This is a genomic window from Rudaea sp., assembly GCF_036383415.1.
In the GTDB taxonomy this organism is placed as follows: domain Bacteria; phylum Pseudomonadota; class Gammaproteobacteria; order Xanthomonadales; family Rhodanobacteraceae; genus Rudaea.
This window is the reverse complement of sequence record NZ_DASVOK010000322.1, coordinates 1-23,025: the sequence shown is the minus strand read 5'-3', so window position 1 is coordinate 23,025 and position 23,025 is coordinate 1. Positions and strand designations below refer to the sequence as shown.

Below are 23,025 nucleotides of genomic sequence, written 5' to 3'. Positions count from 1 at the left end.
GGTTCCCTTGTCATTCTTCATCGAGTTCATCAAAACGCGCCGCAAGAAAATCGAGCAGCGAACGCACAGACGGCAGCAGCCCGCGGCGCGACGGAAACACGGCATGGACGATTTCGCGGCGCGGCGCCCATTGCGACACGACCCTGACCAGTTTGCCCTGCTCCTCGAGATCGCGCACGAACATCAGCGGCAGTTGCGCGATGCCGACGCCGGCGAGCACGGCCGCACGCAAGGTCGACATGCCGCGCGTCACCAGGCGCGGATGATGGACGATTTCCGCGCGCGCGCCGTCGGGGCCAAGCAGCCTCCACACATGCTGGCTTTGCGGGAGACCCAAATCCAGCGACGGAAAGCGCGCAAGGTCGGGCGGCCCGGACGGCATGCCGTACTTCTCGATCAGCGCGGGACTCGCGAGCAAGCATTGGCTGCGCTCGGCGAGGACGCGCAGGACCAGGTCGCTATCCTCCAGCGGCGGCGGACGCACGCGGATCGCAAGGTCGAGGCGCTCGCCGATGACATCGACGCGGCGATCGGTCGCGTCGAGATGGATTTCCACGCGCGGATTCTGCGCCATGTAGTCGGCGACCATCGCTCCGACGCGCATGTCGAGCAGCATGGTCGGGCACGACATGCGGACCACGCCGCGCGGTTCCGCGCGCACCGTCTCGATCGCCTCATCCGCCGCCTCGGCCTCGACCAGCATCGCCTTGCAGTGCGCGTAATAGGTCTGGCCGATTTCGGTGACCGAAAAATGGCGCGTGGAACGTTGGATCAGGCGCACGCCGAGGCGCTCTTCGAGCAGGCCGATGCGCCGGCTCAGCTTCGACTTCGGCATGCCGAGCGCGCGCCCGGCCGGGGCGAAACCGCCGCTGTCGACCACACGGACGAAGTAATACAAGTCATTGAGATCCTGCATGGGCGGCCCAGCGTTCATAAAATAGGACTCTGATGGCGAATATTGCCATCTACCGGAGTCATTGTCCCGGATTTATCTTTTGTGCAAGCCAAAAGCTCCCGCCGGGAGCGGGTTCGGAGAAGACCATGAGAAAAGTGACCGGTGTCTACAGCGCCCCGCGCGGCCATTGGGTCGGCGACGGGTTTCCGGTGCGCTCGATGTTTTCCTACAGCGACCAGGGGCGGCACCTGAGCCCGTTCCTGCTGCTCGACTACGCGGGCCCGTATTCGTTCGACGCGACCACGGCCAAGCGTGGCGTCGGCCAGCATCCGCATCGCGGTTTCGAGACAGTCACCATCGTCTATGAAGGCGAGGTCGAACATCGCGACTCCACCGGCGCCGGAGGCAAGATCGGCCCGGGCGACGTGCAGTGGATGACGGCGGCCGGCGGCATCCTGCACGAGGAATATCACTCGCGTGACTTCGCCAAGAGCGGCGGCAATTTCGAGATGGTGCAGCTGTGGGTGAACCTGCCGGCCAAGGACAAGATGGCCGCGCCGGGTTACCAGACCCTGCTCGATGCCGAGATTCCTGCGGTCGCCCTGCCCGACGACGCCGGCAAGCTGCGCGTGATCGCGGGCGAGTATCAGGGCCGTCGCGGCCCGGCGCGCACGTTCACGCCGATCGATGTCTGGGACGTGCGCCTGAGCCAAGGCCGCAGCGCGACGTTCGACATCGGCGAAGGCCGCACGCTGGCGCTGGCAGTGCTGCGCGGCACCGTTCAGATCAACGGCGAAACGGTGGCGCGCGATGCGCAACTGGTGACGCTGGCACGCGACGGCGGCAACGTGCACATCGAAGCGAACAGCGATGCGACGATCCTGCTGCTCAGCGGCGAGCCGATCGACGAACCGATCGTCGGCTACGGCCCGTTCGTGATGAACACGCAGGACGAAATAGGCCAGGCGATGCGCGATTTCAACAGCGGTAAGTTTGGCCGCATGCCGGCGTGACCGCAGTCGCGGGGCTTCCCGCCCCGCGACATTCCCCAACCCAAAGAAGGAGGTGTTCCATGGCCAGCGAGCCCATTCGTGATCCGCAGAAAGACGAACTGCTGACGCCGCAAAATTCCGCGTTCGTCGTCATCGACTACCAACCGGTGCAGGTCAATTCCATCGCCTCGATGGACCGGCAACTTCTCGTCAACAACATCGTCGGCACGGCCAAGGCGGCCGTCGTCTACGGACTGCCGATCGTGCATTCCACTGTCAACGTCAAGACCGGGCTGAACAAGCCGCCAATTCCGCAACTGCGCAAGGTATTGGACAAATTCCCGACCTACGACCGTACTTCGATCAATTCGTGGGAGGACATCGAGTTCCGCAAGGCGGTCGAGGCGACCGAGCGCAAGAAGCTCATCATGACCGCGCTGTGGACCGAAGCCTGCCTCACCTTCCCGGCGCTCGATGCGCTGCGCGAAGGCTATGAGGTCTACGTCGTCGCCGATGCGGTCGGCGGCACTTCGGTCGCGGCCCACGAAATGGCGCTGCGCCGCATCGAACAGGCCGGCGGCAAGATGATCAGCGTGGCGCAGTTGTTCTGCGAGCTGCAGCGCGACTGGTCGCGCAAGGACACGGTGCCGCAGTTCATCAACTTGTTCATCGAAACCGGCGGCACGGCCGGCATCCAGTTCTCGTACGATCGTTCCGAGTAGTCAGGCGCGGCGGCAGGCGATGCGATCAAAGCACCGCCTGCCTGCCCTGCACCAGATCGGCACTCAGCCGTTGAGCGCGCTCATCATCGCCGGCGTATAGCGCGCGCCGGTCGCGGCATGCGGTGGGAAGATCGCTTCGATCTCGGCGAGTTCCGCCGTGCTCAGGCTGACATCGAGCGCGGCGATATTTTCCTCGAGCGCCGAGATGCGGCGCGTACCCGGAATCGGCACCACTTGTTCGCCGCGCGTCAGCACCCAGGCCAGCGCGAGCTGCGCGGCGGTGCAGTGCTTGTCCTTCGCCAGGCTTTCCACCTTCGCCACAAGCGCCAGATTCCTGGCGAAGTTCTCGCCCTGGAAACGCGGGCTGGTGCGCCGGTAGTCGTCCGCATCGAAATCGTCCGGGCTCTTGATCGCGCCGGTGAGGAAGCCTCGGCCGAGCGGGCTGTACGGCACGAAGCCGATGCCGAGCTGCTGCGTCACTTCGAGGGTGCCCTGCTCTTCCGGATCGCGCGTCCACAGCGAATACTCCGATTGCAATGCAGTGATCGGATGGATCTTGTACGCACGCTCGACCGTCTGCGGCGAAGCTTCCGACAATCCGAGATAGCGCACCTTGCCCGCCTTGACGAGGTCGGACATCGCGCCGACGGTGTCCTCGATCGGCACGTTCTTGTCGACGCGATGCAGGTAGTAGAGGTCGATGTGGTCGACGCCGAGGCGCGTCAGGCTCGCATCGCAGCTCTTGCGTACGTATTCGGGGCGGCCGTTGAAACCGCGTACGCTCGGATCGGCCGGATCGCGCATGATGCCGAACTTGGTCGCGAGGAACACCTCGTTGCGGCGCCCGACAATCGCCTTGCCGACCAGCACTTCGTTCGTGTGCGGGCCGTAGACATCAGCCGTATCGAGAAAATTGAGGCCGAGATCGAGCGCGCGATGAATTGTCGCGATCGATTGCGCGTCATCACGCGCGCCATAAAAATCGCTCATGCCCATGCAGCCGAGGCCGAGCGCGGAAACCTGAGGGCCGTTCGGACCCAGTTGACGGAATTTCATGTTCTTCTCCAGATGGTGATGCAGATGCGGATCGCCGTGTCTCAGCGTTCCTGGTCGGTCGGCCGCATCAGCACTTCGTTGATCGACACATGCGGTGGACGCGTCACGCAGAACAGAATCGCATCGGCGACGTCCTCGGCCTGCAACTGGCGCATGCCTTCGGCCCAGGCGTTGAGCGCCTTCTGCACCTGCGCATGGCCGATGTGCTCGCGCAGTTCGGTGGCAACCGCGCCCGGTTCGATCACGCTGACGCGCACGCCGTCGGCGTAGACCTCGCGTCGCAGCGCTTCGGAAAACGCGACGACGCCGAACTTGGTTGCTGAATAGGCCGCCGCATTCGGGTTGGCGACGCGGCCCGCCGTCGACGAGATGTTGACGATATGCCCATCCTTGCGCGCGCGCATGCCGGCCAGCGCAGCCTGGGTCGAGGCGATCAGGCTGAGCACGTTCAGTTCGAGCATGCGCCGCCAACGACCGAGATCGGCTTCGGCGACGGGCTCGAGATACATGACACCGGCGTTGTTGACGAGGATGTCGAGTCGACCGAAATGCTTTTCGGTGTCGGCGACGATCCGCTGCGCGGCATGCTCATCGAGCAGATCGGCTTCGAGCACCAGCGGTTCGGCACCGCGCGCGGCCAGCGACTTGGCCAGTTCATCGAGCCGGTCGCGACGACGCGCGGCGATCGCCACTTTCGCCCCGGCCTCGGCCAGTGCGAGCGCGGTCGCAGCACCGATGCCCGACGAGGCGCCGGTGACCAGGGCGATACGGTCTTGCAGACGCTTTCCCATTTTCTGTTCCCCGCGATGTGTTCGCTTACGCCGCCTTCTTGAGCGAGGCCATGTCGATCACGAAGCGATACTTCACGTCGTTCTTGAGCAGCCGTTCGTAAGCCTCGTTTATATTCTGGATATCGATCATTTCGACATCGGCGACGATGCCGTGTTCGGCGCAGAAGTCGAGCATCTCCTGGGTCTCGGCCATGCCGCCGATCGCCGAGCCGGCGATGCTCTTGCGCCCGCCCACGAGGCTGCCGCCGAACAATGGCGGCGTCAATTCCATCAGTGCACCGACGAGAACCAGGTGGCCGTCGCGTTTGAGCAGCGCGGCGTACGGATTGAGATCGTGGCCATTCGGAATCGTGTCGAGGAGGAAATCGAAACTTCTCGCGTGCTGCTTCATCTGCGCCTTGTCGGTCGACAGCAGCACTTCGTCGGCGCCGAGACGCATCGCATCCCTAGCCTTGTCCGGCGACGTCGTGATCATGACCACGTGCGCGCCAAGAGCCTTGGCGAACTTTATGCCCATGTGACCGAGGCCGCCCAATCCGATCACGCCAACTTTCTGACCTTTCGCGACGTTCCAATGACGCAGCGGCGACCAAGTCGTGATGCCGGCGCAGAGCAGCGGCGCGACCGATTTCAGATCGAGCTTCGGCGACACCTTCGCGACGAAATGCTCGTCGACGACGATCAGGTCGGAGTAGCCGCCAAACGCGAGTTCGTCACTGTTGCGCAGCTTGGAGTTGTAGGTCCAGGTCGGCACGTTCTCGCAGTACTGCTCCAGTCCGTCCGCACACGAGGAACAGCTGCGGCAGGAATCGACCATGCAACCGACGCCCGCGAGGTCGCCGGCCTTGAACTTTTTGACGTCCGCGCCGACCGCGGTCACGCGGCCGACGATCTCGTGCCCCGGCACCATCGGATACAGCGAGTTGTTCCAGTCGTTGCGTGCCTGGTGCAGGTCGGAGTGGCAGATGCCGCTGTAGAGGATCTCGATCTGCACATCGTGCGGACCGGGCGCGCGGCGTTCGAACGTGAACGGCACGAGCGCGGAGTGCGCGTCGTGCGCGGCGTAACCTTTGGCTTGGGGCATGGGATTTCCTGCGGACGGGGAACGGGATGTGGTGAAGTATGCGCGTTTGCCATTGCGTGGAAAAAGGCCGATTCTATGGATGCCCTTTTTAGCCAGTCTAATCAATGCGCAACGACCACACTGTCGCATTGCGCGCATTCCGCGCGATCGCCACGCACGGCAGCTTCACCCAGGCCGCGCGCGAACTCGACGTCAGCGCCTCGGCGCTGAGCCAGACCCTGCGCGCACTCGAAACCCGTCTCGGCGTGCGCCTGCTGCAGCGGACCACGCGCCGCGTCGGCCTGACCGAGGCCGGCGGCGAATTCCTCGCCCGCATCGCGCCCGCGCTCGGCGCGATCGACGGTGCGATCGAGGAAATGCAGCACCGCAGCGGTCGCCCGGCCGGATTGCTGCGCATCACCGTGCCTCCGGTCGCGGTGCCCGCGCTGATCGCGCCGAATCTGGCCGATTTCCTGCGCACCTATCCGGACATCCGCGTCGACGTACGCACCGATTCCTCGCTTGCCGACCTCGTCGCCGAGGGGCTCGACGCCGGTATCCGCCTGTCCGAGAAACTGCAGCCGGGCATGGTCGCGCTGCCACTGGGCGGGCCGCAGCGATCGCTCGTCGTCGGCTCGCCCGCTTACCTGAAAAAGCACGGTACACCCAAACACCCGAATGAGCTGGACGGACACAACTGCATCCAGTTCCGCTTCGACTCGAACGGCCCGATCTACCGCTGGGAATTCGCCCATCCGAGCGGCCCGCAGCGCGGGCGCTGGTTCGAGACCGACGTCTGCGGCAACCTGATCTGCAACGACGCCGGGCTCATGATGCAGGCGCTGCTCGACGGTGTCGGCCTTTCGCACGTGATGCAATACACGGTGCGCGAACAGCTCGAGTGCGGCCGCCTCGTCAGCGTGCTCGACAAGTGGTTGCCGCCGTATGACGGATTCTTTCTCTATTATCCGAGCCGCTACCAGGTGCCGCCGAAGCTGCGCGTGTTCGCAGAATTCCTGCGCGCGCGACTGGCCAAGGCAGGCCAACGCTAGCAAGCGTCTTCGTTCGGTCAAATATCGATTGTAACGTCGGCGTCATGAACATCCTGATGCTGTCCGACGTCTATTTCCCGCGCGTCAACGGCGTGTCGACTTCGATCCGCACGTTCGCGCGCGAACTTCGCCGGCTCGGCCACGGCGTGACCATCGTCGCGCCGCACTACGATCATGCCGAAGACATGGACGACGGCATCGAAATTCTGCGCCTGCCCGCAAGCAAGATTTTCTTCGATCCGGAAGACCGCCTGATCCGGCGCGGGGCATTGCACGCAAACGCCGTGCAACTCGCACGCCGACGCTGGGACGTGATCCATGTGCACACACCGTTCCGCGCACATCAGCTCGGCGTGATGCTGCGCAAGTTCACGGGGCGCCCACTCGTCGAGACCTATCACACCTATTTCGAGCCCTATGCCAAGCACTATTTCCCGTGGCTGCCGGCAGCGCCGCTGCGCTATGTCGCGCGCCGCATCTCGCGCAAACTCTGCGCCGAGGTCGATCATCTGATCGTGCCGACGCAGCAGATGGACGACGTGCTCAAGCAGTACGGCATCGCGACCCCGGCAACGATCATCCCGACCGGCATCGACCTCGACGAATTCCACGGCGGCGACGGCTCAGGCTTCCGGCGCGCGCATGGCATCGGCGCGGAGCAACCGGTCCTGGTCACCGTCAGCCGCCTCGCGGCGGAGAAGAACATCGGCTTTCTGCTCGAAGTCACGAAGACCTTGCTGGCCGAATTTCCCGATCTCGTCTTCATCGTCGCCGGCGAGGGTCCCGACGCGGAACCTCTTCGTGCGAAAGCGCACACACTTGGCATCGAAAAACACCTGCGCTTTCCGGGTAATCTCGACCGGCGCGGTGCCCTGCTCGACTGCTATCGAGCCGGCGACGCCTTCGTCTTCGCCTCGCCGACGGAAACACAGGGGCTCGTGCTGATCGAGGCAATGGCGCTCGGCGTGCCCATCGTCTCGACCGCGGTGATGGGCACGGCAGCCGTACTCGCCGGCGCCCGCAGTGCACGCATCGGCAAGGAAAACGTCGCTGACTTCTCCAACCATGTTGCCACACTGCTGCGTTCGCCCGATCTGCGCGCACAGCTCACTGCCGCCGGTCGCGAGGATGCGCGCACGTGGAGCGCGCCCGCACTGATGGGCAAGACCGTGGCGCTGTACGAACGCCTCGCCGCCGACCGTGGATAGCCTTACCTGCCCCGGCACCGAGAAAACATGACCTTCGCCACGTACGGCATGTTTCACTACACCGCATAATCCGCGCTCGCTTCCATCCGGGAAAACTCGATGAAACGCCTGCTCGCAATCGCACCGATCGCGCTGTCGCTGCTCGCCTTCAACGCGCTCGCCGCCGAAACCACGAAGTACACCGCCCTGGTCAACGGCGGCAAGACCAAGGCCGGGCACCAGACCGTCGTACGCGACGGCGACGGCACCACCAAGGTCGAATTCGTGTTCAAGGACAACGGCCGCGGGCCGGAGCTCAAGGAGGAATACAAGCTCGACAAGGACGGCAATTATGCGAGCTACCACGTCGCCGGCACCTCGACCTTCGGCGCGATCATCAACGAAACCTTCGCGCGCCAGGGCGACAAGGCGCAGTGGAAATCGACCTCGGACAAGGGCGAGCAGGAAGTGTTCGGCGGCGCGCTGTACTCACCGCTCGGCGGCACTCCGGATTCGCTCTCCGTGGCGATCGCCGCGCTGGCTAAGCGCAGCGACGGCAAGCTGCCGCTGATCCCGAGCGGCACGCTGACAATGCAGAAGCTCGTCGATTCCGAAGTGACCCGCGGCTCCGAGAAGAAGAAAGTGCAGTTGCTCGCACTGACCGGCATCGGCTTCACCCCGAACTTCGTCTGGGCGACCACCGACGCCACGCCGCACATGTTCGCCTTTATCTTCCCGGGCTTCATCCAGCTCGTCGAAGACGGTTGGGAAGGCAACGGTGCCGAACTCGAAAAGCAGCAGAAAGCCGCCGAGAAGGACCTGCTGGTCAAGATGCAGCAGCGCCTCGCCCACCCGCTGGCCGGATCGACGCTGATCCGCAACGCGCGCGTGTTCGACAGCGAGCGCGCGACACTCGGGGCGGCCAGCGACGTACTGATCGAGAACGGCCGCGTCATCGACATTGCCGACGCCGGCAACGAGAAGCGCAAGGCCGATCGCACGATCGATGCAAACGGCCGCGTGCTCCTGCCCGGCCTGTTCGACATGCACGCGCACACGAGCGCATTCGAAGGCGGCCTGCATCTCGCCGCGGGCGTGACCAGCGTGCGCGACATGGGCAACGACAACGCCACCTTGCAGGACCTGATCGCGCGCGAACGTGACGGCACCCTGCTCGCGCCGCATATCGTGCCGGCCGGCTTCATCGAAGGCGAAAGCCCGATGTCGGCGCGCAACGGTTTCGTGATCAAGAACCTCGACGAAGCGAAGAAGGCGATCGACTGGTACGCCGAGCACGGCTATCCGCAGATCAAGGTTTACAACTCTTTCCCGAAGGCGATCCTGGCCGAGACGACGGCGTATGCGCACAGCAAGGGCCTGCGCGTCAGCGGCCACGTGCCGGTGTGGCTGCGCGCGCAGGACGTCGTCGAGCAGGGCTACGACGAGATCCAGCACATCAACCAGGTGCTGCTCAACTTCCTCGTCACCGACAAGACCGACACGCGCACGCTCGACCGCTTCCAGTTGCCGGCGGACAAGGTCGCCGGGCTCGATTTCGACTCGAAGCCGGTGCAGGACTTCATCGCCTTTCTCGTCAAGCATCACACCGCGATCGACCCGACCCTGACCACGTTCGACTTTATCCGTCAGAAGGACGGCGACATGACCCAGGCCTATGCCGCGGTCGCCGACCATATGCCGCCCGACGTCAAGCGCGGTTTCCTGCAGGGGCAGATGAAGATTCCGGACGAGAAGACCGCGCAATTGCACGAGAAGTCGTACGCGAAGATGATCGAATTCGTCGGTCGCATGTACAAGGCCGGCGTGCCGATCGTCGCCGGCACCGATGCGCTTGCCGGTTTCACCCTGCAACGCGAACTCGAGCTCTATGTGCAGGCCGGCATGACACCCGCGCAGGCGCTGCAGGTGGCGACGCTCAACGGCGCAAAGTACTCGCGCGTGGAAGAAGACCGCGGCGTGATCAAGCCCGGCTGGCGCGCCGACCTGATCCTCGTCGACGGCGATCCGACCAAGAACATCTCCGACATCCGCCAGGTCGCGCTCGTGGTCAAGGGCGACAAGGCCTACTATCCGAGCGAGGTCTACGAGGCACTCGGGATCAAGCCATTCGCGAAGGCGCTGACGATCCAGTAATCCACTAGCCCGGTGCAGCGTGCTGCCACGCACGCTGCACCGGCAGGATCATTCCGCCTGCACGGCCTCGACCTGGATGCGCAGGTTCACCTCCATCTTGAAACCGTATTTCTTGCCCGCTTCCATGCCGAAGTCGGCACGGTTGAACGTGGCAAGCGCGTCGGCGCCGCAACGTTCGAGCGCTTTGTGCATCGCATCGGGAATGCACTTGAACGAGTCGATCTTCAAGGTCAGCGGCTTGCTGACGCCGTGCAGGGTGAATTCGCCGACGACTTCGGTCGGCGCGCCGTTGCGGAAACCGGCGAGCTTGCCCTTGTAGATCGCGGTCGGGTACTTGGCGACGTCGAACAGCTCCTCGCTTTTCGCCTTTTCATTCATCTTGTCGAGGCCGTAGTCGACACTGGCCGTGTCGACCGTGACCTCGACCGTGCCGCTTTTCGCCGCCTTGTCGAGCACGATCGTGCCCGAGGTCTTGTCGAACTTCCCGCGCCACACGGACAACCCACCCATATGGTCGGCTTCGAAGCTCGGATAGGTGTGTGCGGGATCGATTTCGTAGGTCACCGAAGCTGCGTTTGCAACGCAGGCGATGCCGGACAGCATGAGCGGAAGGATGGCGCGTTTGTACATGGGATTCCTCGAGGGTGGATTGCCGGATTGCGCGTGTACGACGATCCGGTTGCAGCGAAATCGACAGATGCAGTGATCACTATGGCATGAGGCCATTCCGCGTCGGTTAAATTTTCGCACGCGCAATTATTCCTATATTGTCCAGCCCTCGATACGGCGACAATCGCACGCAACTGTGAATGTCGATTTCCACCCGACCCATTCGTCGCACAGATAACAATCCCGAAGAGTACCAGCGATGACCGAACCGAATTCCGCTCTCCAAGCCGACAAGCGCAAGTGGCTCGCGCTGACCGTGCTCTGCCTCGGCGTGCTGATGGACGTGCTCGACACGACCATCGTCACCGTCGCCCTGCCCTCGATCAAGAACGACCTGCATTTCGACGACACCTCGCTCGCCTGGGTGATCAACGCCTACATGCTGACCTTCGGCGGCTTTCTGCTGCTCGGCGGTCGCCTCGGCGATCTGTACGGACATCGCAAATGGTTCCTGATCGGCATCGCCGGCTTCGCCCTGACCTCGCTGGCCTGCGGGCTGGCGCAGTCGCAGGAGATGCTGATCGTCGCGCGCGCGGCGCAGGGCATCGCCGGCGCGGTGATCGCCGCGGTCGCGCTGTCGCTGATCATGGACCTGTTCCCCGAGCCCGTCGAACGGACCAAGGCGATGGGCGTGTACAGCTTCGTCGCCTCCGCCGGCGGCAGCGTCGGCACGATGCTGGGCGGCGTGCTCACGCATGCGCTGAACTGGCACTGGATCTTCCTCGTCAACCTGCCGGTCGGCGCGGCGGTGATCGCGTTCTCGCTCAGGCTGCTGCCCGATACGCACAACGAGAAGGCCGATCCGCGCCTCGACGTGTCCGGCGCGATCACCGTCACCGCGGGCATGCTGCTCGCCGTTTACGCGGTCATCAATGGCAACAGCGCGGGCTGGGCGTCGATGCAGACGCTGGGCCTGCTCGGTGCCGCCGCCGTGCTGCTCGCGATCTTCCTCGCGATCGAAGCGCGCGTCGCCCATCCGCTGATGCCGCTCGGCATGTTCCGCCTGCGCAACGTCTCGACCGCGAACGCGATCGGCGTGCTCTGGGCCGCGGCGATGTTCGCCTGGTTCTTCCTCTCCGCGCTGTACATGCAGCAGGTGCTCGGCTACGACCCGCTCGCGGTCGGCCTCGCCTTCCTGCCTGCGAACCTGATCATGGCGGCGTTCTCTCTGGGACTTTCCGCAAAGGTTGTCTTGCGCTTCGGCATCCGCTGGCCGATCGTTGCCGGGCTCGTCCTCGCGGCACTCGGCCTCGTGCTGTTCGCGCGCGCGCCGGTCGGCGGCGGATTCGTGCTCGACATCCTGCCCGGCATGCTGCTGCTCGGTCTCGGTGCCGGCATGGCGTTCAACCCGGTGCTGCTCGCGGCCATGAGCGATGTGAGCCCGAGCGAATCGGGCATCGCCGCGGGCCTGGTCAACACAAGTTTCATGATGGGCGGCGCGCTCGGCCTCGCCGTGCTCGCCAGCCTCGCCGCCGCGCAGACCGGCAGTGCCCTTGCTGCGAACGCGGACAAACTCGTCGCGATCAACAGCGGCTACCACGCGGCGTTCTTCGTCGGCGCGATCTTCGCCTTGCTGGCCGCGGCACTCGCCGCGGTGTTGATCCGCGCGAGCACGCCGGCGGGTGAACAAGTGGCGGCGCATTGAATTGCTTCGCTTCTCACGGTGGGAGAAGCGAAGCAAAATCGCGTGTAAACTGGTCGCGCCCATGCCGCAACCGGCCATCACGATGAGCGACGAAGACAACTACGAAGAACAATGGTGGATCGCCTCGCTCGGCGACGCGCTGGTCTGGGCGCGCCTGCGCGTGCTCGAATCCGGCGTCGCCGAAGTGTTCAACGCCGAAGGCGAGACGCTGCGCTACGACGACGAGGACGCCGCACACATGGCCCTGCTCGACGCCGAGTTCCGCGCCTTCGACGGCCTCGACGACGACGACGCGACGACGATGGGCTTCGAGCTCGATTCAATCGAACCGCCCGACGGCGAAAGCGACGAGGAACTGCTGCCGCTGATGACCGAGAAGCTGTCGATGCGACACTGACGGCCGCACGAATACGGAACAAGCACGCGAAGCGGAACGGACTACCATGGATCTCGAACTTTCCGGCAAACACGCGCTCGTCTGCGGCGGCTCGCAAGGCATCGGCCGCGCCGCGGCGATCGAACTTGCGAAACTCGGCGCCGACGTGACCCTGCTCGCGCGCTCGCGCGAAGCGCTCGAAGCCGCGCTTGCGGCACTGCCTGTCGTGCACGCCAACCAGCGCCACGCGAGCATCGCCGTCGACATGAACGACCATGCCACGCTGCGCGCCAAGGTCGAGGCGACGATCGCCGCACCGAAGCCGGTGCAGATCCTCGTCAACAACTCCGGCGGCCCGCCGGGCGGCCAGGCACAGGGCGCGAGCGTCGAGGAATATCTCGCTGCGTTCCAGCAGCACCTGATCGCGAACCAGATCTTGCTGCAAGCCGTGCTGCCGGGCATGAAGGCTTCGGGCTGGGGACGCATCGTCAACGTGATCTCCACCTCGGTGAAGGAACCGATCCGCAACCTCGGCGTCTCCAACACGATCCGAGGTGCGGTGGCGAGCTGGGCGAAGACGCTCGCGGCCGAGCTTGGCCCATACGGCATCACGGTCAACAACGTGCTGCCCGGCTACACGAAGACGCAGCGGCTCGAACAGATTCTTGGCGAGCGCACGAGAACCACGGGCAAGAGCGAAGAGGAAATCGCCAAGGCCATGCTCGCGAGCGTGCCGCTGGGCCGCTTCGCCGACGCATCGGAAGTCGCCAACGTGATCGCTTTCCTCGCCTCGCCCGCCGCCGGCTATGTCAACGGCGTCAATATTCCAGTGGACGGCGGACGCACCTTGTCACTCTGATGCGCCACGGCGGACCGACGCTGGCATTCGTCCTTGTCGCCGCGCTGCTTGCCGCCTGCAGCGGCGGTCCGCAACGCAACGCGGCTCCGGCAGATGCGGGCGAGCGGGCAGCCGCCTCCGACTACATCGGCCCCGGCACATTCGCCCAGCTCAATGCGCTGCAGCGCGAGGCCAACACGCTCAACTCGCCGCTCGCCGTGCACGAGTTCTATCGCAAACGCTACGAGGAAAGCGAAGGCGGCTTACGCAACCTGATCGCGCAAGTGCTTGCGGCGAACGACTCCGAACTTTGCGACTACGAGACCGCGGTGCGCCGCTTCCCCTTCGGCACGCCCGGCCTGCGTGGCACGCCCGCGGCACTCCCCGATCGCGAACGCTATCGCGCGGTCGACGCCGCTGTCGGCATCGCCGAACTGGCACGCGGACGCCGCATTGTTGTCGTCAACGAGGCGCATCATGTCGCGGAGACGCGCCTGCTCACACTGCAGCTGCTGCCGAAGCTGCGCGCGCTCGGCTACACCCATCTCGCCGTCGAGGGTCTCGACGAGCGCGACCGCGAACTCGGCGCGCGCGGCTATCCGATCCAAAGCAGCGGCACCTATCTGCGTGAGCCGCTGTACGGCGAAATCGTGCGCCAAGCGCTTGCGTTGGGCTACGTCGTCGTGCCCTACGAGTCGTCGCGCCCCGAGGCCGATGCGGAAACGCGCGAGGAAGACCAGGCGCAACACATCGTTGAGCGCGTGTTCCGCATCGCACCCGAGGCGAAGCTGCTCGTGCATGCCGGCTACGCTCACGCGCACGAGCGCGCCGGCTATCTCGACGCCGAACCGATGGCATTGCGCCTCAAACGCAAGACCGGTTTCGATCCGCTCACCGTCGACCAGACCCTGCTGCGCCCGGTCGATGCCACGCGCGAATATCCGGACTACCGCGAACTGCTGCATCGCTTCGCGATTGCCGCGCCGAGCATTCTCGTTGCCAACCGCGATGGCACGACCTGGAGCCTCGAACCCAGCTACTACGACATCAGCGTCGTGCTGCCACCGCCGGCAAAGCTCATCGTCGGCCGACCCGACTGGCTCGCGCTCGGCGGCACGCGCACGCCCGTCGCGATCGACATCGACTTGAGCACCGCGCACCTGCCCTGCGTGATCGAAGCGCGCTATCGCAACGAGAACGACAAGGCCGTAGCCGCCGATCGCGTTCTTGTCGAACGCAGCGGCACGCAGGCGCTGCTGTTCCTGCGCCCCGGCAACTACCGCCTGTCGGTCACCGATGTTTCCGGCAACACATTCGAGCGACGTACGCTGCGTGTCGATTGAGGCTGGGTCGAAAGTTCGCCCCAATGCTGATTCCCTGCGTCGCTCATTGCGAATGCCGAACACCATGACTTTGGATCGACGTTCACGTCCGCCACTCCTGCTAAGCTTGCACGCATGACGACATCGCAGCCGACGAAATCCAGCCTCGCTCATCTGCTTGAACGCAATCGTGCCTGGTCGCTCGATCTGCGCACGCACGACCCGGATTACTTTCGCCGGCTCGCCGACCAGCAGGCGCCGAAGTATCTGTGGATTGGCTGCTCGGATTCGCGCGTGCCGGCGAACCAGATCATCGACATGGCGCCGGGCGAGGTGTTCGTGCATCGCAACGTTGCCAACGTGGTCGTGCACACCGACTTGAACTGTCTTTCGACCGTGCAGTTCGCGGTCGACGTGCTCAAGGTCGAACATATCCTCGTCGTCGGGCACTACGGTTGCGGCGGCGTCCGCGCTGCGCTCGAGGGCGCGCGCCTTGGCCTGGTCGACAACTGGCTGCGCCATGTCGGCGACGTTGCGCAGAAGCACGCCGCAGCCCTGGACGGAATCGATCTGCTCACGCCGCGGCATGCGCGCCTGTGCGAGCTCAACGTGATCGAGCAGGTCGTCAACGTCGCGCAGACGACCGTGGTGATGGATGCCTGGGAGCGCGGCCAGAACCTGACCGTGCATGGCTGGTGCTACAGCCTCGAGAACGGCCTGGTCAACGACCTCGGCCTCGAAATCGCGCAACATTCGCAACTTCCCGAACAGTACCATCGCGCGCTGGCGCGGCTGCACGAAAACCTGCTGCGTACCGCCTGAGAACCTGAGAGGCCATCGTCGATGAAGCTGCGAATTCCGCTGCTGTGCCTGCTGCTTGCCGCGCCGCTGCTTGCGCTCGCACAGAACGATCCGATCACCGAAGCCGGCCGCCGCGGACTGCTGCGCCGCGGCCAGGAATCGCCGACGGAACATGAGATGACGCCGGCCGAGTGGCGGCGCCTGCAACTCGCCGCCGCGGACAAATCCGAGGAGATCATGCGCCGCGCGCAGAGGCAGCCCGGCCTGCTCGCGCAGTACATGGTCATGCAGGCCGCCTACGACGACAACAACGAGCGTGCGTTCCGCCTGATCTTCGGCCAGTACCTGTCCTGGTTCCAGACCTGGATCGGCGACTACGACGGCGCAGCGCGCTCGTTCTCGATCGCGCAGCCGGTGCAGCACGACGATGCGCCCTCGCCGCTCACGGGCGCCTGGCAAGCGCGACCCGCCGACGAGGTGATCCTCGAACTTGCCAAGGATCGCAAGGCGGTGTTCTTCAACGAGGCGCACAGCGCGCCGCTCACGCGCACGCTGACCGTGCAACTGCTCGCGCGCTTGCGCGCCGAAGGCTTCACCCATTTCGCCGCAGAAACGCTCTACGTCAAGGAAGCCGAGGCCCTGCGCAAGCGCGGTTATCCGACAGCGAAGGTCGGCTTCTACACCGAAGAGCCGATCTACGGCGAAATGGTGTGGGCGGCGCAGAAGCTCGGCTACACCATTGTCGCCTACGACGCCGAAGACGCGGGCGTCGGCGACGCACGCGAGCGCGCCGGCGCGCAGGCACTGTACGACCAGGTGTTCAAGCGCGATCCGAATGCGCGCCTCGTCGTCAACGCCGGCTTCGGCCACATCCAGAAGGCCGGGGTCTATCTCGGCGGATCGAGCATGGCGAAGTTCTTCAAGAAGATCTCGAACATCGACCCGCTCGCCGTCGACCAGACCATGCTGATCCAGCACGCACGCAGCGACCAGGACCATCCCTGGTACACCGCGGTGATGCAGGCCGCGCATCCGGCGCAGCCGTTCGTCTACGTCGACGCCGGCAACAAGCCGTGGACGCTGAAACCCGAACTCTACGACGTCAGCGTATTTTTCCCGCGAGCAACGGAGAGCGATGGCCGCCCGACCTGGGTCGGCCTCGGCGGCACGCGCTTGCCCTACCCGGTCAGCAGCGACCTCTGCCGCAACCAGTTCCCGTGCATGATCGAAGCGCGCTACGCCAGCGAAGGCGAAGATGCGGTTGCGGCGGATCGCGCAGTGCTCAACGTGATCGATCCGAACGCGCCGATGTCGCAGCGCGTGCTTTCCAACCACGGCTCGGCGCAAAGCCGGCTGTATCTGTATCCCGGCAACTATCGACTGAGTGCGGTCGATGGCCATGGGCGCACCGTGTCGTCGCAATCGGTCACCATCGCGCCGGCCGCGACGAAACCTTGAACTGAAAACGACGCGTGTCGCGGCCGGCAGTTCGCCGAACGCGACACGTTTTCAAGCGCTGGACACAGCCCTACTTCGCTGCACCCGACGACACCGCGTAGCGCAGCAGACCGGCTTTCGTGTCCTTCGCACCACCAACCGCCAGATACAGCTGGCCGGCCTGGGGCACGAGGAAAGACGTCTTAGCGCCCTTCTCCGACGGCACGCGTGCGACCTCCTTGTAGTGGTCCGCGTCTTCCTGGGCGAACACGCCGATGTAATCGTCGCCGGTGGCGTAGATGCGGCGGTTGACCTCGTCGAAGACCAGGCCGTTGGTGCGGCCGGGCGCGTCGAAACTGGCGACCGACTGACCGTTGTCGGTATTGACCACGACGAACTTGAACGGCTTGCGCGTGATGATGAACAGGCGCTTGTTCTTCTCGTCGAGATCGATCGCCGAGTTGTTCTGGCCTTCCTTCACCGGCCAGGTCGCAAGCACCTTGCCCGTCTTCTTGTCGAGCACCGCGATCTCGCTGCGTCCGGCGACATTGACGAACACGCGCGAGCCGTGCTGTTCGGCGACGATGCCCTCGGTGAAATCGGTGTCGAACTGGGTCTCGCTGACGGTCTTGCCGCTGTCGGCATCGACCTGGGCAACGGTGACTTTCGGCAATTTCTTCGGCGCGTTCTTGCCGCCGACGACGAACCAGAGGCGATTTGCGGATGGATCGTAGCTCATGACATCAGCTCCCGGAATCAGCTTGACCGTGCCGACGACGTTGTAGGTCTTGCCGTCGAGTATCTTGCTCAGGCTTTCGTCTGCATTGCTGACAAAGATGCGGTCCTTCTTCGCGTCGTAGTAGATCGCGTGCGGCTCGCCCATGTCCTTCACGGTTTTCAGGTGCGCGCCGTTGTGCAGGTCGAAAACCTCGAGCGAACCGCCCTCCTCGCCGGCGAGGAACAGGCGGTTGCCCTTCACGTCGGCGCCGAAATGGTCGAAGTCGCCCTCGTAGCCCGGCAGGTCGGTGCGGCCGAGCGGCTTCAGCGGTGCGGCGGCGTCGGCGAATGCGATCGCCGGCAGGGTGAATGCGAGCGCGGCAACGAGCGCGCGGATCTGGATTTTCATGTCCTTGGTTCTTCCTGGTCGTGTTCGTTGTGCCTGGCGGCGAGCATGGCCCCGCCGCCGATGGCCGTCCGCGGCGCCATGCATCGCCGCGAACGGCTCCCGGGCGGGGGACCGTCGCCGTTGTCCTTTACTTGGCGTCAGCGTACAGAGCGTCGTAGCTCGGGATCTTCTTCGCCAGCGCGTCGCGCAACACGTTCGCCTTCTTCAGATAGCTCTCCTCGTCGGCGCTGTTGTTCGCATTCGCCGGCGGATTCTTCCACGCGTAGACGACGAGTCCGATATTCTCGCCTTTGGCGTCGCGCATCGGCATCAGGATGACGAACTTCTTCGGATTGTCCTTGGTCCGGTTCCAGCGCGGATCGACGATGGTGATGCCCTTCTTGGAGACATCGATGTCGTCCGGATCGTCCGGGTTGCCGATGCGCTCGGGATAGGAGCCGGCAAACATCGTGTACTTGTCGGTCGAGCCGGGCACCAGGCCGTGCAGGGTGACGCTCAGAAGTTCCGGATGCGCGGCCATCGTCTCGTCGGACAGTTTCTGGCCGTAGATCTTGTGCGCCGGCGGCGTCCAGTTCTTTTCCGCGGCCGAGGCCGAGGAAACCGCGCCGAACATCGTCGCGCCCGCGAGCGCAACAGCCACGGTCAACTTGAACAGCTTCATGAAAACCTCCCTCACTTGTTGTGGATTCGTCGCATCCGGATTTGGAAGCGTTGGCGCAATCTAGGCCGTAACTCTGTACGCACCCTGTCGCGATCCTGAAAAGTTTTTCAGCCTGGCCCATCCCGCGACCTGACGGCGCTTTCATGGAGTTTTCACGTTCGCGACAGGTTGCGCCATTAGCTTGTCGCGCGCGTCCCATACCAACGGCGGAGCAGACACATGATGAAACAAAAGATGCGGCCCGCGGCGTGGCTGCCGATGATCACGGCCATCGCGACGGCCGCGATCCTGTCGTCGCGAGCCGAGGCGCAGGTCACGATCCCGATGAAGATCTACGCGCAGGAACTGGTCGATCGTACCGTCGCGCAGCATCCCGACCTGCGCACGATCGCGATCTACGCCACGCCGCCGAAGACGAATGCCAGCCTCGTACTTGCCACGAACATCGGCCTGATCGGCACACCGGCCAGCAGTGAGGATGCCGACGTCGCCGCGAGCGGCAAGACGCGCATCGTCGAAACCGCGAACAAGCGCATCGAAATCGAACTGCCGCTACACGACCTCGCCGGGCTGACCGTGGGCACGCTCGCGCTGACCTGGCCGAACCCGGGCGCTGGCGGCCGCGCCGCGCTCGAGAAGAAGTCTGCGCAGATCCGCGACGGCCTTTCGCATCGTATCCTCAACACGGCCAACCTGCTCGATCCGTATCCCTATGTGGCGACGGCGACGACGCGTTCGCGCGCGCAAATCTTGATCGACGAAACGGTGCGCCGCCATCCCGAGGTGACCGTGCTTGCGCTGCGGCTGAAGGTGCCGCCGAAGAACGAGCTCGTCGTGGTCGGCTCGACCTTCGGCCGCCACGGCAAGCCCGCGGACGGCGACGACATGAAAGTGCTCGATGCGCCGGCACCGATCCCGGGCCTGTATTCTGGCAACAAGCGCTTCGGCGTCGATCTGCCGGTGAAAGACGCCAAGGGCGCTGCGATCGGCACAATGAATGTCGGCTACGCCTACAGCGGTAGCGAAGACAAGCAGGCGCTCGAAGCAAAGGCCGTGGCACTGCGCGATGAAGTGCAGGCGCGACTCACCGCGATTCCCGCTCCTGAGGAAATCGATCCATGACTGCATCGAAGTTCATGCTGCTGACTGCGGCCACGGCGGCTTTCTGTTTCTCTGCAACGACCCGCGCGGCCGAAAACGTCACCGTGTCGAGCATCGGCGCGAGCGAAATGGCCCCGCTCATGGACGCGTGGATGCAGGCGTTGCACGCGCGGCGTCCTGAAATCACGCGCGGTGTGAAGTGGCAGCACCAAAGCAACGATGCCGCAATCGGCGCATTGATGTTCGATCAGGCCGATATCACACCGATCACGCGCTCGTTCCAGAAGGAAGAAATCGCACCCTATGTGCACCAGTTTGCCGGCGACATGATGAAGACGCCGGTGACCGTGCGCGTCGCGCTGCGCGAAGCCAAGCCGGTATTCCTCGCGTTCAACAAGCGGCCGGACACGCCGCCCGTGCCGGCGGTGTCCGAATTCGTGCGCTTTGCGCTGAGCGCGGAAGGCCAGAAGATCGTCGCGCAGACGGCCGGATTCCAGCCACTTCCGCAGAACGATATCGCGCAGGAACTGCCGAAGATCGCCGGCTACGTCGCCAAACTCGATCCGGCGTTGCCTGTCTACACGGCAAACACGAAAGTCCAGGGCGATGTCCGCAGCGTCGGCAGCGACGGCATGAAGTCACTGATGGAGCGCTGGATGCGCGATTTCCGCGCCTTGCAGCCCGGTGTGCGCAAGGGCGATCCGTGGGAGCACCTCGGCACGCTCAACGGCTTCGGCGCGCTGATGGTCGGCATGACCGATCTCGCGCCGATGGGTCGCGAACTCTGGCCCGACGAAGACGCCGCATTCGCCCATCTGCACGACGGCGAAAAGCTGTTCGAGATTCGCGTCGCGCGCGGCGGCTTCAACACCAATCAGCGCACCACGGCCCAAGCGATCTTCGTCAATGAGAAGAATCCGCTCAAGCAGATCACGCTGGCGCAGCTCAAGGCGGTATTCGGCAAGAATCCGACGATCACGCGCTGGGGCCAACTCGGCCTGAGCGGCGAATGGGCGAACAAGACCATCGTGCTCGACACCCCACCGCTGGTCGCACCGAATGCGATGTCGATGCAGTTCATGGTGTTGCACGGCGGCGAATGGGCCGACGGCGTGCATCAAGGTTCGATCGCCGACACGGCGAAGGCGATCGCGGCGGATGCCGATGCGCTGGGCTTCGGCGGTCTCGAGGAAGGCGGCCCCGGTCCGCGCGCCGTGCCCGTGGCGCGCGACGCGAACGGCCCGGCGATCGAAATCAATGCCGAGACCGCATCGAGCGGACGTTATCCGCTGACGCGCTACATGTACATTCGCATGCGCCGCGCGCCGGGGCAGCCGCTGCCTGCGCTGATCAAGGAATTCCTGCGCTATGTGCTGAGCCGGCAGGGTCAGGAACCTATCCTGTATTCCGGCTACTTCCCACTCAATGCGAATGAAGTGAAGGAAGAACTCGCCAAACTTGAATGAGCCAATTTAAATTGGTACTTCGAAAATCGCCTTGACCGTCCAGTTGTCCGCGGCCGGGCTGATGCCGCGACCGATGCCGATGTTGAATGGCAGCGGCCCCTTGTCGACATCGGCGGTGACGTACAGTGTGTGGTTCTGTTCGTTCCACGAACTGAAGTGCTTCACGCCGCCGAAATCGGCGTAATACTCGCCGCCGAGCATCACGCCCTCGGCGACCTTGCGCGCGACCTTGAGACCGACATCGAAGTTCGGATTGCCTCGATCGAAACCGGGTGAAAGATCGAAGCCGAACGTCGGGTTGACCGAGACGAGCCAGTCCTCGTTGCGCCAGCCGAAGATCGTGCGCACCTCGGCCGCCTGGCGCGACTGCGAATAGCGCTTCTGCAGGTTGCCCCATTCGACGTTCACGCCGGCGAATCCGCCGCCGCTTTCCGGCGCCTGCAGTGGAATCCACTTCAGGCGGAGCTTGTAGCCGGCCAGGTCGGCGTGGCCGTTCGACTCGAAGTTCGTCGGCAGATAGAGGCCTGCCTCGAACGTGTCGCTGAGACCGTAGGAGAACTCCGCGGTCAGGCGCGTGCCGTGGTTCGGTGTGACTTCGTCCGCATAGTCGGGTTGCGAACGCCCGTCGGGCGTCGTGTTGACGTGCAGCTCGAGACCGAACTGGCCGGGCTTGTTGATGTCGTCGGTATAGACCTGGATTTCGTCCTCGAGCTCGGCATGCGCACTCGCAGCGGCGAGCGTGAGCGCGGCGCACAGACCGGCGCGCAAGCGCGATCTGTTTTTGGAATGATACGGCGACTTCTTCATGTGTCTCACAGGTCCAGGACGAGAGTGGCGCTGCGCGCACGCGAACAGCACGGCGTGAAGCGGTCGTTGCGCGCGCGCTCCTCAGCAGTGAGGATGCGATCGCGGTGGTCGGGCTCGCCGGCGAGCACGCCGGTGATACAGGTTCCGCAAACGCCCTGCTCGCACGAACGCGGCAGCACGATGCCATTCGCGGCGAGCACTTCGAGCACGCTCGTGTTCTTGCCAACCGTATAGCTCTTGCCCGAGCTGGCAAGTTTGACGACGAATTCGGTGTCGTTCGCCGAACGCAGCAGGTCGGCGGAAAAGTATTCGCGATGAAGGTTTTCCTCGCTCCATCCGGCGCGTCTCGCCGCGAGCAGCGCCGCGTCCATGAAGCGCGTCGGTCCGCAGAGGTACAAATGCGTTTTCGCATCCGGTTGCGCGAGCACGTCATCGAGATTCGCTCGGCGTTCGCCCTCGCTGAAATGAAACCGCGCGCGATCGGCGAACGTCGATTGTTCAATGCGCCCGACGAAGGCCGCGTGCTCGCGCGAACGCGCCCAATAATGCAGGCAGAAATCGGCGCCGGTATTGGCCAGGCGTTCGGCCATGCACAGGATCGGGGTGATGCCGATGCCGGCGGCGAGCAGCAGCGAGCGCTCCGCGCCGTGCGCGAGCGGGAAGTGGTTGCGTGGCTCGCCGACGCGGATCAGGTCGCCTTCACCGACTTCTTCGTGCATCGCGCGCGAGCCGCCACGCGAGTCGTTCGTGCGCAGCACGCCGATCAGGTAGCGATGCGTTTCGCGCGGATCGTTGCACAGCGAATACTGGCGCACGAGGCCGTCGCGCACCTGCACGTCGATGTGCGCGCCGGCGGAGAACGCG

The 23,025-nt window shown here is 64.5% G+C and carries 22 protein-coding genes; 13 read left to right on the top strand and 9 right to left on the bottom strand.

The genetic code is table 11. From position 1 onward, the window contains the following. Positions 1-10: 10 nt before the first annotated feature. The gene (locus VF497_RS12175; protein WP_330889056.1) at positions 11-916 is read right to left on the bottom strand and encodes a LysR family transcriptional regulator; all 906 of its coding nucleotides are present in this window, start codon (positions 914-916) and stop codon (positions 11-13) included. A 125-nt stretch (positions 917-1,041) separates the two neighbouring features. Here VF497_RS12175 and VF497_RS12170 point away from each other — a divergent pair, with 125 nt between their 5' ends. Both VF497_RS12170 and VF497_RS12165 read left to right on the top strand, forming a co-directional pair. Beyond that, positions 1,042-1,908, top strand: coding sequence for a pirin family protein (locus VF497_RS12170; RefSeq protein WP_330889055.1), 867 nt, complete (start codon positions 1,042-1,044; stop codon positions 1,906-1,908). Between the two features lie 59 nt (positions 1,909-1,967). Continuing rightward, the gene (locus VF497_RS12165) at positions 1,968-2,609 is read left to right on the top strand and encodes a hydrolase (RefSeq protein ID WP_330889052.1); all 642 of its coding nucleotides are present in this window, start codon (positions 1,968-1,970) and stop codon (positions 2,607-2,609) included. 63 nt (positions 2,610-2,672) lie between these two features. Here VF497_RS12165 and VF497_RS12160 read toward each other — a convergent pair whose 3' ends face one another. Genes VF497_RS12160 through VF497_RS12150 form a run of 3 tightly spaced genes read right to left on the bottom strand, consistent with a single transcriptional unit; the run spans position 2,673 to position 5,540 of the window. After that, positions 2,673-3,665, bottom strand: a complete 993-nt coding sequence (locus VF497_RS12160; protein WP_330889051.1) for an aldo/keto reductase — start codon at positions 3,663-3,665, stop codon at positions 2,673-2,675. Positions 3,666-3,706: 41 nt separating this feature from the next. After that, the gene (locus VF497_RS12155) at positions 3,707-4,456 is read right to left on the bottom strand and encodes an SDR family NAD(P)-dependent oxidoreductase (protein ID WP_330889049.1); all 750 of its coding nucleotides are present in this window, start codon (positions 4,454-4,456) and stop codon (positions 3,707-3,709) included. 25 nt (positions 4,457-4,481) lie between these two features. After that, positions 4,482-5,540: an NAD(P)-dependent alcohol dehydrogenase gene (locus tag VF497_RS12150; protein ID WP_330889047.1), complete on the bottom strand. Its 1,059-nt coding sequence runs from the start codon at positions 5,538-5,540 to the stop codon at positions 4,482-4,484. A 128-nt stretch (positions 5,541-5,668) separates the two neighbouring features. Between VF497_RS12150 and VF497_RS12145 the strand changes: the two genes are divergently transcribed. From VF497_RS12145 to VF497_RS12135, 3 genes are all read left to right on the top strand, one after another. Continuing rightward, a complete protein-coding gene (locus VF497_RS12145; protein ID WP_330889045.1) occupies positions 5,669-6,571 on the top strand; it encodes a LysR family transcriptional regulator in 903 nt (300 codons plus the stop codon). 44 nt (positions 6,572-6,615) lie between these two features. Continuing rightward, positions 6,616-7,779 (top strand): glycosyltransferase, encoded by a 1,164-nt coding sequence (locus VF497_RS12140; RefSeq protein ID WP_330889043.1) that lies wholly within the window; start codon positions 6,616-6,618, stop codon positions 7,777-7,779. 99 nt (positions 7,780-7,878) lie between these two features. Beyond that, complete coding sequence (locus VF497_RS12135; RefSeq protein WP_330889041.1) at positions 7,879-9,912, top strand: amidohydrolase family protein; 2,034 nt, start codon at positions 7,879-7,881, stop codon at positions 9,910-9,912. A 48-nt stretch (positions 9,913-9,960) separates the two neighbouring features. On the opposite strand, the gene VF497_RS12130 is transcribed toward VF497_RS12135, so the two are convergent. Next, the gene (locus VF497_RS12130) at positions 9,961-10,542 is read right to left on the bottom strand and encodes a YceI family protein (RefSeq protein ID WP_330889039.1); all 582 of its coding nucleotides are present in this window, start codon (positions 10,540-10,542) and stop codon (positions 9,961-9,963) included. A gap of 238 nt (positions 10,543-10,780) precedes the next feature. Here VF497_RS12130 and VF497_RS12125 point away from each other — a divergent pair, with 238 nt between their 5' ends. The 6 genes from VF497_RS12125 to VF497_RS12100 all read left to right on the top strand — a co-directional run bounded on the left by VF497_RS12125 (position 10,781) and on the right by VF497_RS12100 (position 17,021). Continuing rightward, on the top strand, positions 10,781-12,226 hold the full coding sequence (locus VF497_RS12125; RefSeq protein WP_330889037.1) for a DHA2 family efflux MFS transporter permease subunit: 1,446 nt from the start codon (positions 10,781-10,783) through the stop codon (positions 12,224-12,226). An 82-nt stretch (positions 12,227-12,308) separates the two neighbouring features. After that, positions 12,309-12,623 (top strand): hypothetical protein, encoded by a 315-nt coding sequence (locus VF497_RS12120; RefSeq protein WP_330889035.1) that lies wholly within the window; start codon positions 12,309-12,311, stop codon positions 12,621-12,623. A 46-nt stretch (positions 12,624-12,669) separates the two neighbouring features. Next, a complete protein-coding gene (locus VF497_RS12115; protein WP_330889033.1) occupies positions 12,670-13,461 on the top strand; it encodes an SDR family oxidoreductase in 792 nt (263 codons plus the stop codon). Continuing rightward, a complete protein-coding gene (locus VF497_RS12110) occupies positions 13,461-14,783 on the top strand; it encodes a hypothetical protein (RefSeq protein ID WP_330889031.1) in 1,323 nt (440 codons plus the stop codon). Before VF497_RS12115 ends, VF497_RS12110 begins: the two co-directional genes overlap by 1 nt. Before the next feature lie 114 nt (positions 14,784-14,897). After that, positions 14,898-15,584, top strand: coding sequence for a carbonate dehydratase (can, locus tag VF497_RS12105; RefSeq protein WP_330889029.1), 687 nt, complete (start codon positions 14,898-14,900; stop codon positions 15,582-15,584). A gap of 21 nt (positions 15,585-15,605) precedes the next feature. Beyond that, entirely contained in the window at positions 15,606-17,021 is a 1,416-nt protein-coding gene (locus VF497_RS12100) for a hypothetical protein (protein WP_330889027.1), read from the top strand. Positions 17,022-17,091: 70 nt separating this feature from the next. Here VF497_RS12100 and VF497_RS12095 read toward each other — a convergent pair whose 3' ends face one another. Both VF497_RS12095 and VF497_RS12090 read right to left on the bottom strand, forming a co-directional pair. Next, positions 17,092-18,126, bottom strand: a complete 1,035-nt coding sequence (locus VF497_RS12095) for a hypothetical protein (protein WP_330889026.1) — start codon at positions 18,124-18,126, stop codon at positions 17,092-17,094. A 127-nt stretch (positions 18,127-18,253) separates the two neighbouring features. After that, complete coding sequence (locus VF497_RS12090) at positions 18,254-18,787, bottom strand: hypothetical protein (RefSeq protein ID WP_330889025.1); 534 nt, start codon at positions 18,785-18,787, stop codon at positions 18,254-18,256. 219 nt (positions 18,788-19,006) lie between these two features. Here VF497_RS12090 and VF497_RS12085 point away from each other — a divergent pair, with 219 nt between their 5' ends. Then, entirely contained in the window at positions 19,007-19,909 is a 903-nt protein-coding gene (locus VF497_RS12085; RefSeq protein ID WP_330889023.1) for a hypothetical protein, read from the top strand. Next, on the top strand, positions 19,906-21,354 hold the full coding sequence (locus VF497_RS12080; protein WP_330889021.1) for a PstS family phosphate ABC transporter substrate-binding protein: 1,449 nt from the start codon (positions 19,906-19,908) through the stop codon (positions 21,352-21,354). Before VF497_RS12085 ends, VF497_RS12080 begins: the two co-directional genes overlap by 4 nt. A 6-nt stretch (positions 21,355-21,360) precedes the next feature. On the opposite strand, the gene VF497_RS12075 is transcribed toward VF497_RS12080, so the two are convergent. Together VF497_RS12075 and VF497_RS12070 are read right to left on the bottom strand one after the other, a co-directional pair. Then, complete coding sequence (locus tag VF497_RS12075) at positions 21,361-22,122, bottom strand: hypothetical protein (RefSeq protein WP_330889019.1); 762 nt, start codon at positions 22,120-22,122, stop codon at positions 21,361-21,363. Positions 22,123-22,166: 44 nt separating this feature from the next. Further along, positions 22,167-23,025 (bottom strand): PDR/VanB family oxidoreductase (locus VF497_RS12070; protein WP_330889017.1); only part of this gene is annotated, 859 nt, incomplete at its 5' end.

What these genes read in the sequence shown, in the direction of transcription:
- VF497_RS12175 (WP_330889056.1), bottom strand. Translation starts at nt 916, where the DNA reads ATGCAGGATCTCAATGACTTGTATTACTTCGTCCGTGTGGTCGACAGC.
- VF497_RS12170 (WP_330889055.1), top strand. Translation starts at nt 1,042, where the DNA reads ATGAGAAAAGTGACCGGTGTCTACAGCGCCCCGCGCGGCCATTGGGTC.
- VF497_RS12165 (WP_330889052.1), top strand. Translation starts at nt 1,968, where the DNA reads ATGGCCAGCGAGCCCATTCGTGATCCGCAGAAAGACGAACTGCTGACG.
- VF497_RS12160 (WP_330889051.1), bottom strand. Translation starts at nt 3,665, where the DNA reads ATGAAATTCCGTCAACTGGGTCCGAACGGCCCTCAGGTTTCCGCGCTC.
- VF497_RS12155 (WP_330889049.1), bottom strand. Translation starts at nt 4,456, where the DNA reads ATGGGAAAGCGTCTGCAAGACCGTATCGCCCTGGTCACCGGCGCCTCG.
- VF497_RS12150 (WP_330889047.1), bottom strand. Translation starts at nt 5,540, where the DNA reads ATGCCCCAAGCCAAAGGTTACGCCGCGCACGACGCGCACTCCGCGCTC.
- VF497_RS12140 (WP_330889043.1), top strand. Translation starts at nt 6,616, where the DNA reads ATGAACATCCTGATGCTGTCCGACGTCTATTTCCCGCGCGTCAACGGC.
- VF497_RS12135 (WP_330889041.1), top strand. Translation starts at nt 7,879, where the DNA reads ATGAAACGCCTGCTCGCAATCGCACCGATCGCGCTGTCGCTGCTCGCC.
- VF497_RS12130 (WP_330889039.1), bottom strand. Translation starts at nt 10,542, where the DNA reads ATGTACAAACGCGCCATCCTTCCGCTCATGCTGTCCGGCATCGCCTGC.
- VF497_RS12125 (WP_330889037.1), top strand. Translation starts at nt 10,781, where the DNA reads ATGACCGAACCGAATTCCGCTCTCCAAGCCGACAAGCGCAAGTGGCTC.
- VF497_RS12120 (WP_330889035.1), top strand. Translation starts at nt 12,309, where the DNA reads ATGAGCGACGAAGACAACTACGAAGAACAATGGTGGATCGCCTCGCTC.
- VF497_RS12115 (WP_330889033.1), top strand. Translation starts at nt 12,670, where the DNA reads ATGGATCTCGAACTTTCCGGCAAACACGCGCTCGTCTGCGGCGGCTCG.
- VF497_RS12110 (WP_330889031.1), top strand. Translation starts at nt 13,461, where the DNA reads ATGCGCCACGGCGGACCGACGCTGGCATTCGTCCTTGTCGCCGCGCTG.
- can (WP_330889029.1), top strand. Translation starts at nt 14,898, where the DNA reads ATGACGACATCGCAGCCGACGAAATCCAGCCTCGCTCATCTGCTTGAA.
- VF497_RS12100 (WP_330889027.1), top strand. Translation starts at nt 15,606, where the DNA reads ATGAAGCTGCGAATTCCGCTGCTGTGCCTGCTGCTTGCCGCGCCGCTG.
- VF497_RS12095 (WP_330889026.1), bottom strand. Translation starts at nt 18,126, where the DNA reads ATGAAAATCCAGATCCGCGCGCTCGTTGCCGCGCTCGCATTCACCCTG.
- VF497_RS12090 (WP_330889025.1), bottom strand. Translation starts at nt 18,787, where the DNA reads ATGAAGCTGTTCAAGTTGACCGTGGCTGTTGCGCTCGCGGGCGCGACG.
- VF497_RS12085 (WP_330889023.1), top strand. Translation starts at nt 19,007, where the DNA reads ATGATGAAACAAAAGATGCGGCCCGCGGCGTGGCTGCCGATGATCACG.
- VF497_RS12080 (WP_330889021.1), top strand. Translation starts at nt 19,906, where the DNA reads ATGACTGCATCGAAGTTCATGCTGCTGACTGCGGCCACGGCGGCTTTC.